11 protein-coding genes are annotated in these 13,643 nt (G+C 69.8%); 5 read left to right on the forward strand and 6 right to left on the reverse strand.

The annotated features are described in order from the left end of the window. Positions 1 to 28: 28 nt before the first annotated feature. Both MKK68_RS03030 and MKK68_RS03035 read left to right on the forward strand, forming a co-directional pair. The gene (locus MKK68_RS03030) at positions 29 to 412 is read left to right on the forward strand and encodes an RNA polymerase sigma factor region1.1 domain-containing protein (RefSeq protein ID WP_244028601.1); all 384 of its coding nucleotides are present in this window, start codon (positions 29 to 31) and stop codon (positions 410 to 412) included. A gap of 172 nt (positions 413 to 584) precedes the next feature. After that, positions 585 to 1,967: a class II 3-deoxy-7-phosphoheptulonate synthase gene (locus MKK68_RS03035; protein WP_147727864.1), complete on the forward strand. Its 1,383-nt coding sequence runs from the start codon at positions 585 to 587 to the stop codon at positions 1,965 to 1,967. A 59-nt stretch (positions 1,968 to 2,026) separates the two neighbouring features. On the opposite strand, the gene MKK68_RS03040 is transcribed toward MKK68_RS03035, so the two are convergent. Continuing rightward, positions 2,027 to 4,849, reverse strand: coding sequence for an EAL domain-containing protein (locus tag MKK68_RS03040; RefSeq protein ID WP_244028603.1), 2,823 nt, complete (start codon positions 4,847 to 4,849; stop codon positions 2,027 to 2,029). Positions 4,850 to 5,129: 280 nt separating this feature from the next. Here MKK68_RS03040 and MKK68_RS03045 point away from each other — a divergent pair, with 280 nt between their 5' ends. Then, the gene (locus MKK68_RS03045) at positions 5,130 to 5,519 is read left to right on the forward strand and encodes a plastocyanin (protein ID WP_313899211.1); all 390 of its coding nucleotides are present in this window, start codon (positions 5,130 to 5,132) and stop codon (positions 5,517 to 5,519) included. A gap of 6 nt (positions 5,520 to 5,525) precedes the next feature. Here the strand turns inward: MKK68_RS03045 and MKK68_RS03050 are convergent, their stop codons facing one another. Both MKK68_RS03050 and glp read right to left on the reverse strand, forming a co-directional pair. Further along, positions 5,526 to 6,800: an efflux RND transporter periplasmic adaptor subunit gene (locus MKK68_RS03050; protein WP_147842863.1), complete on the reverse strand. Its 1,275-nt coding sequence runs from the start codon at positions 6,798 to 6,800 to the stop codon at positions 5,526 to 5,528. A gap of 110 nt (positions 6,801 to 6,910) precedes the next feature. Then, positions 6,911 to 8,161, reverse strand: a complete 1,251-nt coding sequence (glp, locus tag MKK68_RS03055) for a gephyrin-like molybdotransferase Glp (protein WP_244028605.1) — start codon at positions 8,159 to 8,161, stop codon at positions 6,911 to 6,913. 52 nt (positions 8,162 to 8,213) lie between these two features. Here glp and MKK68_RS03060 point away from each other — a divergent pair, with 52 nt between their 5' ends. Then, on the forward strand, positions 8,214 to 8,387 hold the full coding sequence (locus tag MKK68_RS03060) for a hypothetical protein (RefSeq protein WP_187274645.1): 174 nt from the start codon (positions 8,214 to 8,216) through the stop codon (positions 8,385 to 8,387). Between the two features lie 253 nt (positions 8,388 to 8,640). Further along, a complete protein-coding gene (locus MKK68_RS03065; RefSeq protein ID WP_244028607.1) occupies positions 8,641 to 9,951 on the forward strand; it encodes a hypothetical protein in 1,311 nt (436 codons plus the stop codon). Positions 9,952 to 9,972: 21 nt separating this feature from the next. Here MKK68_RS03065 and MKK68_RS03070 read toward each other — a convergent pair whose 3' ends face one another. The 3 genes from MKK68_RS03070 to MKK68_RS03080 all read right to left on the reverse strand — a co-directional run bounded on the left by MKK68_RS03070 (position 9,973) and on the right by MKK68_RS03080 (position 13,641). Further along, positions 9,973 to 11,100 carry a GNAT family N-acetyltransferase gene (locus MKK68_RS03070; protein WP_244028609.1) on the reverse strand — a complete coding sequence of 376 codons (1,128 nt, stop codon included), beginning with the start codon at positions 11,098 to 11,100 and terminating at the stop codon, positions 9,973 to 9,975. Further along, positions 11,097 to 12,092 carry a sterol desaturase family protein gene (locus MKK68_RS03075; RefSeq protein WP_147841108.1) on the reverse strand — a complete coding sequence of 332 codons (996 nt, stop codon included), beginning with the start codon at positions 12,090 to 12,092 and terminating at the stop codon, positions 11,097 to 11,099. Before MKK68_RS03075 ends, MKK68_RS03070 begins: the two co-directional genes overlap by 4 nt. Positions 12,093 to 12,480: 388 nt before the next feature. Further along, positions 12,481 to 13,641 carry a glycosyltransferase family 4 protein gene (locus MKK68_RS03080; RefSeq protein WP_409567148.1) on the reverse strand — a complete coding sequence of 387 codons (1,161 nt, stop codon included), beginning with the start codon at positions 13,639 to 13,641 and terminating at the stop codon, positions 12,481 to 12,483. Between the last annotated feature and the right edge of the window lie 2 nt (positions 13,642 to 13,643).

Raw genomic sequence — 13,643 nt, forward strand, 5'->3', positions numbered from 1 at the left:
GCGCGGTTTCACGAGCCATATCCGATCGATGGGCAAGAAAGACTCCGGCAAGAAAGACTCCGGCAAGAAAGACCCCGGCAAGCGCGAGCCGGGCAAGGCCGGCCCGGCCGAGCCGGTGCCGACGGCCGGCGACGCGCAGGCGCGGCGTCAGCGCGTGATCGACGGCCTCCTGGCCGACGCGCTCCGGCCGGCCTTCACCACCACCCTGCCGAGCCGGGACGCGCTGGCGCCCGACATCCAGGGCGCGATCGAGGCGCTGCTGACGAAGGCGGCGGCCCGGCGCAGCCGCTGCCTGACCTACGAGGACCTGGAGGAGGCGCTTCCGCCCCGGGACGTCTCGGCGGAAGACCTGGAAGCGATCTTCTGGATCCTGGCCGAGCACGGCATCGAGGTCGAGGACGGCGAAGGCTGATCTTCGCGGAGGCGGATACGGGACCTGACCCCCGATCCGCCCTGACCCTCGATCCGCCCTGGCCTGCGCCGGCCTCATCTCGCTCCCCGGAAAAAAGCACTCTATAAGCCGCGCTTCGCGCCAGGATTCGGCGTGGAGGAAAGATCGCCGCACGGTGCGGGGGAGTTGTGTGATGGGCGAGCGTTGGACACCGAAGACATGGCGTGACCTGCCGATTCAGCAGGTGCCGGCCTATCCGGATCCGGCCGCCCTCGAAGCGGTCGAGGCCCAGCTCGCGAGCTTCCCGCCCCTGGTCTTCGCCGGCGAGGCGCGCAAGCTCAAGACGGCGCTCGCGCGCGTCTCCACCGGGCAGGCCTTCCTGCTTCAGGGCGGCGATTGCGCCGAGAGCTTCGACGAGCATTCGGCCGACAACATCCGCGATTTCTTCCGCGTGTTCCTGCAGATGGCGCTGGTGCTGACTTTCGCCGGCGCGTCGCCGGTGGTGAAGGTCGGGCGCATCGCCGGGCAGTTCGCCAAGCCGCGCTCCTCGCCGACCGAGACGCTCGACGGCGTGAGCCTGCCGAGCTACCGCGGCGACATCGTCAACGGCCTGACCTTCACGGACGAGGCGCGCATCCCGGACCCGCGCCGGCAGCTCGAGGCGTACCGCCAGTCGGCGGCGACGCTCAACTTGCTGCGCGCCTTCGCGACCGGCGGCTACGCCAACCTCGAGAACTCCCATCGCTGGATGCTGGGCTTCGTCAAGGACAGCCCGCAATCGTCTCGCTACGCCGACGTCGCCGAGCGGATGACGGAGGCGCTCGACTTCATGCGCGCCATCGGGATCAATCCCGAGACGCACCAGGAGGTGCGGACCACCGACTTCTATACCAGCCACGAGGCGCTGCTGCTCGGCTACGAGGAGGCGATGACCCGCGTCGATTCGACGACCGGCGATTGGTACGCCACGTCTGGCCACATGCTGTGGATCGGCGACCGGACGCGCCAGCCCGATCACGCCCACGTCGAGTACGCCCGCGGCATCTGCAACCCGATCGGCCTGAAGTGCGGGCCGTCGATGGAGGCCGACGGCCTGATCCGGCTCGTTGACAAGCTGAATCCCGGCAACGAGGCCGGTCGGCTCAGCCTGATCTGCCGGTTCGGGGCGGACAAGGTCGGCGAGCATCTTCCGCGCCTGGTTCGCGCGATCGAGCGCGAGGGGCGCAGCGTCGTGTGGGTCTGCGATCCGATGCACGGCAACACGATCTCGGCCGGCCGCTACAAGACGCGCCCGTTCGAGCGGGTGATGCAGGAGATCGAGGGCTTCTTCGGCGTCCATTCCGCCGAAGGCACCATCCCGGGCGGCATCCACCTGGAGATGACCGGCAAGGACGTGACCGAATGCACGGGCGGCGCCCGCGCGCTGACGGCCGACGACCTCCAGGATCGCTATCACACCTACTGCGACCCGCGCCTCAACGCGGAGCAGGCCCTGGAAGTGGCGTTCCGCACGGCCGAGCTGGTCAAGCGCGGCCGCACGGTGATCGAACGCCCGCGCCTCGACGCGGCGGAGTAGGACCGCCGGTCCGCGACTCGACCGATCGAATCCGCGTCGGCCGAACCGGCCGGCGCGGATCAGGCGATCGCCCGCGCCGCGCCGTTCCAGCGGGTGATCAGGGCGGGCAGCTCGACCGAGGGAACCGGTCGGCTGAACAGGTAGCCCTGCACCTCGTCGCAGCCCTCGGCCCGCAGCTTGGACAGCTGCGCCTCGGTCTCGACGCCCTCGGCCGTCGTGGTCATCCGCAGGCTGGCGCCCAGGCCGATCACCGCACGGACGATGAACTCCGTCCCGTTCTCGGCGCACAGGTCGCGCACGAAGGACTGGTCGATCTTGATCTTGTCGAAGGGGAAGCTGCGCAGGTAGCTCAAGCTCGAGTAGCCGGTGCCGAAATCGTCCATCGAGACGCGGGCGCCGAGCATCTTGAGATTGTGCAGGATCGCCGTCGTCGCGCCCGGGTTGGCGACCAGCACCGATTCGGTGATCTCCAATTCGAGGCGCTGGCCGGGCAGGCCGGTGCGCTGCAGGGCCTCGCGCACGGCGGTGATCAGGCTCGCGGAGGTGAATTGCACCGCCGAGACGTTCACGGCGACCTTCAGGCCCTCGGGCCAGCGGGCGGCCTCCTCGCAGGCGCGGTGCAGCACCCATTCGCCCAGCGGCACGATCAGGCCGAGCTCCTCGGCGACGGGGATGAACTCGACCGGCGACACCCATCCGCGCACCGGGTGGTTCCAGCGCAGCAGCGCCTCGAAGCCGCAGATCCGCTCGGCGTTGAGGCAGTAGATCGGCTGGTAGTGGACCTCGAAGGCTTCGTTGGCGACCGCCTCGCGCAGGTCGACCTCGAACAGCCGGCGTGCCTGCAGGCGCGCATCCATCTCCGGCTCGAAGAACCGGAACGATCCGCGGGCGTCGACCTTCGACCGCGCCAGCGCGACGTCGGCGTTCATCAGGAGCTTCTCGCAGCTCGTACCGTCGTGCGGCGCCAGGGTGATCCCGAGGGTGACGCCGAGGGTCACCGTGTGGCTCGACAGGACGAAGGGCGCGCCCAGCACCTCGACGAGGCGGCGGGCGAGCACGGCGGCATCCTCGGCGGTGTCGATCCCGCGCTGCAGGATCGCGAACTCGTCGCTGCCGAGGCGGGCGCAGCTGTCGATCTCGCGGATGCAGGCGCCGATCCGGTTGGCCGCCGCCTGCAGCAGCTCGTCGCCGACCACGTGGCCGAGGGTGTCGTTCACCGGACGGAAATCGTCGAGATCGAGGCAGAACACGGCAAAGCCGGTGCCGCGCCCGGCCTGCGCGATCGCGGCGTCGACCTGCTCGCTGAACAGGATCCGGTTCGGCAGGCCGGTGAGGGTGTCGTGGTGGGCGAGATAGGCGATCCGCGCCTCGGCCTGGCGCCGCTCGGTCACGTCGTCGTAGGTCGCGACGAAGCCGCCATCGGCGGTCATCCGCTGCTCGATGGCGACGACCCGGCCGTTGGCGAGTTCCTGGAAATGGGTGCGCTGGCGGCTCGTCCCGAAGATGCAGGCGGCCTCGCGCAGCATATCGGCGAGGGTCGAGCCCGGATGGTGGCCGGCGCCGAGGCTGCATTGGAGCACCGCTTCGGCCGACATGCCCGGCACGACCGAACCGGGCGGCAGGTTGTAGATCTCGGCGTAGCGCCGGTTCACCACCATCAGGCGGTGGTCGGCATCGTACAGGCACAGGCCCTGGCTCATGTTGTCGAGCGCCGCGTCGAGGCGCAGGTTCGTCTGCGTCAGCCCGGCCTCCTGCTCCTTCAGGACGCTGATGTCGCTGCACACGGCGACGAACCCGCCCTCCTGCGTGGCGCTGCGGCTGACGCGCAACCAGCGGCCGTCGGCGAGCAGGACCTCGCCGTCGCGCGACAGGGTCCGCGCGCAGTCGATCATCGGGGCCGGCGCGTCGATCTCGCCGTTGGCGAGCGCGATCACCGACGATCCGACCTCGACGGCCGAGCGCAGGCCGCTGAAGAACTCCAGCGCCTGGGCGTTGGCCAGAGCGATCCGCCCGTGGGCGTCGACGACCACGACGCCTTCGCGCGAGCTTTGGAGCGCGTCGGCCAGAAGGGCCTCGGCGGAGCGGCGCTGGCTGACCTCGCGCTCCATCATCGCCTGGATGTTGTCGCGCATGGTCGCCATGGCCCGCAGGAGCGCACCCAGCTCGTCGCGGCCGCCGGTCGGCACCGCGTCGTCGAGGCGGCCGGCCGCGATCCGCTCTGCGACCGCCGAGGCCGAGGCGAGCGGGCCGATGATCCGGCGGTTCAGCAGGTAGGCGACGAAGCCGGACAGGATCAGCGCCACCGCCATCGCGATCACGTTGAAGCGGATCTCCTGCGCGACGACGGTCCGGGCGGTCTGGCGGAAGACGAAACCGTCGCCGGCGGTATAGTTGACCAGAAGCTCGATCTGCCCGTCGACGATGCCGGCCTGGCGGTCGAGGGCGTCCCAGGCGGCGCTCTTGCCGGTCGATCCGTCGAGGCCGTGGCGCATCGACTCCCAGAGCTCCACGCCCTCCTGGACGGCCTTGGCCGAACGGATCACACGGTCGGATTGCGAGCGCTCGACGGCGATCCCGAGGTCGTCGGAGAGCGTCGCGGCGAGCTCGTTGATCTCGGCATCGAGCTTGGAGGCGGCCGCCGGATCGCCGGTCACCATGCGCCGGGCGAAGGCCGAGCGCATCTTGGCGAAGTCCGCTGCCGCGGCCCGCGCGTAATTGATCGACATCAGCGATTCGTCGTAGGTGCGGTTGACGAGCTCGCCCGCATCCTGAAGGCCCCGGATTGCGTAGAGACCGAGCGCGCCGGTGATCAGGCTCATGGTCAGGAACGCCAGGAGGATCCGGCCACGGATGGTCACCCGCGCATCCACCATGCGCGGCATCCCGCTCGTTGCCGAGCGTGGCCTCCTATTCGGTCCGGTCCCATTCCATCGCATCGAGACGTAGCTTCTTTCTGCCCGCGCTCGGCCAAGTTAAATGCGAAATGTTAAGGCGCCATTAGCTGGTGCGCCGCGTATCGGCGGCTGGATCGGGCACCGAGGCTCGTACCGAAGCCCGATGCAACGCTGCAGTTACGTTGTGGAGCACGCGAAAGCCGCCGTCGACATCAGCAGAATCTTAACCACGGCCGCGCACCCATGAGGCGTTATCTTCGAGGACGCCATGCCCAACCTCAGGGAATCGGTGATCGGCCGCGCGAGCCCACGCTCGGCCCCACGCTCCGTCGCCGGCACGGCGGCGGCGCTGATCGCGGGCGTTCTGGCAGGCATGGCCTTCGTCGGCCGATTGGAAGCGAGCGGTCACCTCGTGTCGCAGAAGGGCCGGGCGTTCCAGCCCAACAGCCTCGTCGTCACCCGCGGCGACACGATCACCATCGTCAACGACGACAGCGACCTGCTCCACCACATCTACATCGAGTCGGACGCCTTCAACTTCGATTCCGGCGATCAGGTCCCGGGCAGCCGCACGCCGGTGACGTTCGAGAAGAACGGCACCTTCCTCGTGCTGTGCGGCATCCACCCGAAGATGAAGCTCATCGTCCGGGTGAACTGAGCGCCCTCAGCGCGCCGCCGCCTGGACCGGCTTGGCCTCGCCGGGGCCGCCATCGCGCTTGATCCGCTGGCCGTCGCGAAGGTCGGCCGGCGGCCCGAGCACGATCCGCTCCTGCCCGGTCAGGCCCTGGTCGATCTCGATCGTCGTCCCGAAATCGCGCCGGATATGCACCGAGCGCCACTCGGCCCTGTCGTCGTCTCCGACGACCGCGACCTGGGTGCCCCCCTGGTTGAACACCAGGCCCTCGGCGGGAACGATCACCGCCGGCTCAGGACGCGGAATCTGCAGGGTCACGTAGACGTAGAGGCCGGCGCGCAGCGTCCCGTCGGGGTTCGGCACGTCGACTTCCGTCGTCAGGGTGCGCGACGCGGTCAGCAGCGCCACCGAGCTGCGCTCGACCCGGCCCGAGAAGGTGCGGTCCGGAATCTGCGGCACCTTGATCGTGGCGACGACGCCCTTCCTGACGCCGATCGCCGCGTTCTGCGGCACGTTCACGCTGATGCGCAGGATGTCGTCGCGATCCATGCCGAGCAGCGCCGTGCCGCTTCCGTCGGCCTTGACCAGGTCGCCGACGTCGACGCTGCGGGTGGTGACGACCCCGTCGAAGGGGGCGACCACGTCCTTGAAGCTGGTGAGCGCCTTGAGGCGATCGACGGTCGCGTCCTGCGCCTTGATGTTGGCCTCGGCGACCTTCACCCCGGCTTCCGCGGCCGCGAGGGAGGCGCCCTGGCTCAGCACGCCCGCCTGCGAGTTGTCCGCGTTCTGGCGCGAGGCCCAGCCCTGCGTCGCCAGCGTCGAGGTGCGGTTGTTGGTGAGGTTGGCGAGATTGACGTTGGCGCGCGCCTGATCGACCTGCGCCTTCGCCTGAAGCAATTGCGCCCGCATCTGCCCGGCCTGCGCCTCGGCCTGAGCGAGCTGCTGGTCGAGCTCGGGCGCCGCGATCCGCAGCAGGATGTCGCCGGCCTTGACCCGCGACCCGATGTCGACGCGGCGTTCGGCGATGTAGCCGGTCGCGCGGGCGAAGATCGCGGCGCGGGCGAAGGCCTGGGTATCGCCGGGCAGGGTCAGGTCGACCGGCTTGTCGCTGCGCTCGACCGCGGCGACGCGCACGGCCGGCACGGTCTCCCGCACCTTGCGCTGCGTCTCCGTGGCGGCGGCGGACTGCTTCCAGTGCCCGTAGCCGCCCCAACCGAACAGGCCGGCCGCCACCAGGCCGACGAGGACGAACGGGCGCTTGCCCGGCGGCGGGGGAACGTCGCTGACCGCGGCGTGGGGCTTCATGATGCGCTCGCCTTCAACCGGCAGCAACGATGCCGATGCGACCTCGACGATAGCCGGCATCGCGCTTGGAGCCTAGCGGTTGCGGTGCCGCATCGCCGACGATCACGCCCTCACCACATCGCGGCAAAGGCATGGAATGCTAGAACGTCTCCCGGATCGATCCGGTCGAGATGGTCGGGCACGTCGGCGAAGCCGTCGCTGCCGGTGAGCGAGGTGATGGTGCCCGAACCGCGTCGCGGGAACAGCCTCGCCTCGCAGGCCCCGTCGGCGGCTCGATGCACGCAGACGCGCAGGAACTCGCGCCGACCCGGCTTTCGCGACAGCGCGAAGGCGGCCCGCACGGGCATGCCCCTGGGCTCCGTATGGACCGCGCCGCCGAGGCGATCGAGAAGCGGCCGGACGACGAAGGCGAGGGTGACGAAGGCCGCGACCGGATTGCCGGGCAACCCGACGAACGGCGTGCCGGCGACCACCCCCATGGCGACCGGGCGTCCGGGCTTGATCGCCAGCCGCCAGAAGGCGAGCGATCCCGCGGCGGCGACCGCGTTCTTCACGTGATCCTCCTCGCCGACCGAGACGCCGCCCGAGGTGAGGATCAGGTCGTGCCCCTGCGCCGCCTCGCGCAGGCGTGCGGCGAGCACATCCGGGTCGTCGCGCAGGATGCCGAGGTCGCGGGCATCGGCCCCGAGCCGCCGCAGCAGCGCGATCAGCATCACGCGGTTGCTGTCGTGGATGCCGGACGCCGCGCGCGCGCCGCCGGGCTCCGTCAGCTCGTTTCCCGTGGAGAACACCGCGACGCGCAACGCTCGCCGCACGGGAATGGCGTCGCGTCCGATCGCGGCGGCGAGCGCCAGATCCTGCGGTCGCAGCCGACGACCGGCGGGGATCGCGACGCTGCCTCGCGCGATGTCCTCGCCCGCCGGGCGACGATTGGCGCCGCGGACGATGCCGGACGGCAGCACGACGCCCGCGGGCGTGACCTCGACGTCCTCCTGCATGACCACCGTGTCGGCACCATCCGGCATCGCCGCGCCGGTGAAGATCCGGTCGGCGGCGCGCGCGGAAAGCGCCGACGGCGCGGCGCCGGCCGGCAGGCGCCCGCGGACCGGCAGCAGCGTCGATCCGGTCTCGGACAGGTCGGAGAAGCGCACCGCGTAACCGTCGACCGCCGAATTGTCGAAGGGCGGGACGTCGATCGCCGCCGAAACATCCTCGGCGGCGATGCGGCCGTCGGCCTGCAACAGCGGAACGGATTCCACGCCGGCCACCACGGGGAGCCGCGACAGGATCATCGCCGTCGCCTCGGCGACGGTCATCACCGGCACCGACGGATCGAAGCAGTCGTCGCTGAGGCGCGTCATCGTGCGCCGCGCCCGTGCCGCCCCTCTGGCGGTGCCGAACCGGATCGTGCGGATGAAGCAGGTGCTGCGCGAGGCGTCACGGGCGGCCGATGGATCGATGGGTGTCGGGCTTGCGGCATCGCGGCCGGCCGATCAAGCCCCGCTGAAACCAAACGGCGTTCCCAACGTAGGGGAACCGCGAGCCGGGCGCATGACGTTTCGCGGGCAGGACGATCCGCATGCGTAGTCGGCCGGCGACGATCTACGTAACCCGCGACCGCATGGTGCGTTGCAAAAAGATATGCGAGATTCGTCCTAGGCAAACACGTGATCATTCGTTGATTCGGATATCGCACAGGGCGATCGTTCGTCTCGAAGACACCTTCACCTCGTCAGATCGATATCATGGCCGGACACGGAAACATTCAGACACGGACTCGCGTCGCGCGCGTGATTGCTGCACGGTGCAGCGCGCTCTCGGACGGTCGGGGACGCGGCGCATGAGGCTTCCGAACATCGGACGCTTCGGCCGGCGCTTCGCCGTGATCCTGTCCGGCGAACTGATCCAGAGCCTGTTCCACTTCGTCCTGAACATCGTGCTCGTGCGGGAACTCGGCGCCCACGGGTACGGCCTGTTCGCGATCGTGTTCACGATCGGCGCCGTCGGCGTCACGTACATCCGGGCCCTCGTCGCAGTGCCGGCGACGCTCTTTCTCGCGCGCAGTCTCGGCCGCCCGGCGGAACGCGGCCACGACATGGTGTTCGGCTCCGGAGCGACCGCCGTCGCGCTGCTGATGGCCGCCGCTGTGTCGGTCGGGCTCGCGCCGGTGCTCGGGGTCACGGCGCTCGCCGGCGGCGCCTTCGTCGGGCTCTACGCCTTCCGCAGCTACCTGCGGATCGTGCTGCTGGCGCGCCGCGCGCCCTGGGTCGCGGGCGCGAGCGACATGGTCTATTCGGCCTGCGGGCTGGCGCTCGTCGTCTTCCTCCATGCCGGCGACGACGCTCTGCTCGAGCACGCCTTCCTCGGCATCGCGGCCGCGCACGCGGCCGGGATCGCCGTGGCGTTGGCGGCGATCGGGCGACCGGTCCGGGTCTCGTTCCGTGCCAGCGTGCGGCGGCGCTACCTGGAGATCTGGCGCACGCTGGCCTGGTCGCTGCTGGGCGTCACCGGCACGACCGTCCAGGGCCAGGGGCTGACGCTGCTGTTCGCGCTGCTGGCCGGGCCCGCGGCCTATGCGCCGATCGCCGCGACTTTGGTGCTGTTCGCGCCGCTGCGGATCCCGACCAACGCCCTCAACAACATGGTCCTGCCGGAGATCTCGGCGTTGCTCGCCGCGGGCCGCCGGCGCGAGGCGCGGCGCCTCGTCGTGCGCAGCACGGCCCTGATCGGCCTCGCCTGCCTCGCCTACGGGGTCGCGATGTGGACGGCGCTGCCGATCATCGAGCGGCACCTGTTCAACGGGCGCTTCGCAAGCGAGCCGATGGCCGCGATCGGTTTCGGCGTCTGGTGCGTGGTGACGATCGCGCTGCTCTACGCCATCCCGCGGGCGTTCCTCGAAGCGTCGGCCGCGTTCCGGGTGATCGCCGCAGGCGCCTTGGTCAGCGCCGGCATCGGCTTCCTGATCATGGTGCCGCTGCTGCTCACCCTGGCGCCGCCCTTCGCGCTGATCGGCCTCGCGGTGTCGGAATGCGTCACCGCGTTGTGGTCGGCGAAGGCGTTCCGCGACCGGTCCCGCCATCCCGACGGGCGGCTGCGCGAGGCCGCCGACCGCTTCGCGGCCGGCACGTCGGCACCGGCGGCCGCCGCCTGAACGGACGCCGGCGTTCTGGGTTCAGGCGGCTTCGCTCGCCGCTGCAACCTGCGGCGGCGGCGTGCCGCTGCGGCGGCGCATCTCGCGGACCACGAGGTTCCAGGAATCGAGCATCATCGCGGCGGCGCCCGGCAGCGTCCTGCGGCCCATGAAGGCGTCGAGCGTGACGCTGGTGGTGGCGAAGCGGCTCTTGAACGCCTCAGCCCCGCAGAGGAAGTCGACGGTGTGCAGCGCCTGGTCGATCGACCACTGGATGTAGTCCATCATCAGCACCATGCCGGGCGAGCCGCGCTCGAACGCCGGATCGTAGGTGGTGACGAAGGCCATCATCGTGCCGGCCTGGACGAAGTTGATCGACACCGCGACGATGACGCCGTCGCATTCGAGCACGAAGGCGCGCAGCAGGCCGGTCTCGGCCAGCACCCGCACCAGGGCGGAGAGCGCCGGCGACCCCTCGTCGTAGAGGTTCGATTCGAGCTGGTTGCCGGCGAGCCATTTGCGCTTCAGGTCGGCGAGCCGCAGCAGCACCGGCTCCATCGGCGCGTCGGGCGGCAGCAGGCGGAAGCGCAACGGACCGGATTCGCCGATGAACTTCTGGCCGCGACGATAATTCTGGCGGGTCTTCTTCGATTGCGCCGCGACCCAGGCCTCGCCCGTCGGCCAATCGCCGGCGACGCGGAAGCTGACCTCGCTGCGATGGTTCGGTCGCAGGCGCACGCCGGCCGCCTGGCTCGGATCGAGCAGCGCCCGTGCCTTCGCACCCGGAAGCAGGCGGTTCAGGTAGACCAGGTCGAACCCGCCGGCGGCCGAGAGATGCCCCCACATCCGCCGCACGAGCCCGGGATCGTCGCCGGCCAGGAGGGCGTCGCCGTAATCGGTGTGGTCCTTGGCCGCCCATTCGAGCAGGCGCAGCCCCTTCCGCCGGCAGGTCGCCATCGGCAGCACCGCGACCAGGGCGTCGCCGCGCCAGGCCAGCACGATCTGCAAGGCGCGCCGCTCCCGATCCGGCACCGTCGCCCACCATGCGGCGATCCAGGCCTGGCTCTGGAACACCAGCGCACCGGATTCACGCCACAGGGCGGTCCAGGCCGGGCCGACCTCGGCGAGCCGCTCGCCCGTGCGGACGATCTCGAAACGCTCCGCGCTCACGGCTGCGACCCTTCCCGGGCCTGGATCGGGGCGGCGCGACGCGGCTTCAAGCGGCGCTTGACGACCCGCCACATCTTCTTGAGCGGCAGGATGTAGAGGCCGTTCAGCGACTGGTAGTCGCGCACGTCGCGGTCGACGAGGCCGAACTTGAAGCTCTCGTTCGGCTCGGGAACGCACAGGGTTCCGAAGACCCGATCCCAGAACGAGAACAGCAGCCCGAAGTTCTTGTCGTAGTGGCGCGGGTTGGTGCTGTGGTGCAGCTGGTGCCAGTGCGGGCACAGGATCAGGTTGTTGAGCTTGCCGAACGAGATCTTGAAGTGCGTGTGCCGGACGAAGTCCATCATCAGGATGTTGCGCATGATGTAGACGTTGACGCCGAACACCGTGACCTCCACCGGGTTAAGTGCGATCAAGGTCCACAACCCGAAGCAGATGCCGGGGATGACGCCGTCCCAGGCGCGGTTCATCAGCTCGTCGAGCGGGTGGACGCGATCCTTGGTGATGCCGACCATCACCTCGGCCGAATGGTGGACCTTGTGCAGCTCCCACAGGAACGGGAACCGGTGCTGGGCGGTGTGATACAGGTAGTAGGAGATGTCGTAGGCGAGCAGCATGGTCACGGTGAAGACGATCACCGTGATCGGGCCCGGCGACCCGCCCATCAGCGGCGCATCGATGCCGAACATCGTGCCGACGATCTTGTTGGTCGCGTAGCCGACCGCGACGACGAAGGTCACGCCCGCCGGGATCAGCAGGAACGGCATGATCGCCTTGCGGGTGATGTAGAACAGCAGGTCGGCGCGCGCGGACGGGTGAGTGATCACCTCGTGCGGCAGCAGGAACTCGAAGAACTCTGCGAAAGACTTCTCCTCGACGGTCCGCCAATAGGCGATCACGGCGCAACCGAGGGCGGTCGCGAGCAGGAGGCCGGCGGCGAGGAGGTTGGCGGCCGAGATCCGATCGAGGATCTGCTCGATGAAGGTGCTGATCATATCCCATCTCTCATGCCCGTGCCGGCCATGGGGCCGAAAGCGGGTCGAAGCACGGAAGACCGGAGCGCGAACGCGATCCGGCGAGATCGTGTGAGTGTCGCAACCGCAGGCGCGATGTGCAGTGGATGAGGAACAGCAATACCGCGTGCGGTCGAACGATGGAACAACGTCCGCCGAAACGATCGCAGGAGAATACTTACGAAGCGATCACCGGAGGCTGTAAGCTCGACCGTATCGTCAAGACTTCGTTTCGAAACCGGTTCCGGGCCGGGTCGAGCATGCCGGCGACCGGCTTCGGTCTTCGCTAACGGAGCGTTGCGCAGAGCACGCACAAGAGGGCCGATGCCGGCGGGCTTCGCAGGTCCGGCGGTCGGGCGGACCGCCCCCGTCAGCCGGCGGAGTTCGACGGGGCGTTCGCCGGCGTGCGGGTGCCGGGCGCACGGGCGGGCTCGCCCTGGAAGGTCAGGCGCAGCATCGCCGCGATCCCCTCGGCCGCGAGCTTCTCGTCGAAGATGCGCTCGTAGCGGGCGCGCGCCGCCGCCGGATACCCCGTCCACAGGTCCGGGCGGGTGACGATCTCGGCGAGCGCCCGCGACAAGGCCTCGACGTTGCCGGGGGGCACGACCCATCCGGTCGCGCGATCCTCGACGATCTCGGTGAGGCCGCCGATGCCGGAGACCAACGGCGGGATGCCGTAGGCCAGCGCCTCGATCGCGACGCGTCCGAGCGACTCGGGAAGCTGCGACGGCACCGTGACCACGTCCGCCCAGCGGTAGAGCGAAGCGGGGTCGGCTACGAACGGCGAGCAGGTGACCTGCCCCGACAGTCCGGCCTCGGCGACCTGTGCGGCCAGCGCCGCCTCGCGGGCGTCGTCCTCGAAGGCGCTGCCGACGATCTTCAGCTCGATGCGCGACCGGATCGGCTCCGGCAGCCGCCGGATCGCCTCGACCAGGACCTCCTGGCCCTTGATGCGGCTGATCCGGCCGAGCATCAGCAGGCGCAGCGGACGGCTGCCGTCGTAGCGCGCGGTGTTGGGCAGGGCCGGGCCGGCGATGCCGTTGTAGACCACACGCGCGGTCGCATCCTTCGGCATCGCGAAGGCGGCCTGCGTCGCCCGCGAGTTGAAGATGATGTTCGCCCGGCTCCAGCGGATCAGGTTGCGCAGCACCGTCAGGGTCGCCCCCTCCGGAATCTCATGGACATGGACGACGGTTCGGCCGGGCAGGAGCCGCGCGGCCAGCAGGTAGTCCGCCACGACGGTGGTGTTCACGTAGACGAGATCGCTGGCCCGGATGCGCCGGAGCGCGCGGGCGACGGCGAAGGGCAGGGCCGCCATGCCGAGCGTCGCCAGCCGCAGCAGGTTGCGCCGGCGCAGCACCCAGATCGGCTCGATCACGATCCGCGACGCGGCGTCCTCCAGCATCGCGACGATCGGGCCGGCCTTGGGCAGCACCACGTCGATCCAGGCCTGCGGATAGGCCTCACGGATCGTCCGCACCGTCTCGCAGAAGCTGCGATCCGATCCGTAGAGCTCGTAGCCCTGATGCACGC

Source organism: Methylobacterium sp. E-016, from assembly GCF_022829745.1.
In the GTDB taxonomy this organism is placed as follows: domain Bacteria; phylum Pseudomonadota; class Alphaproteobacteria; order Rhizobiales; family Beijerinckiaceae; genus Methylobacterium.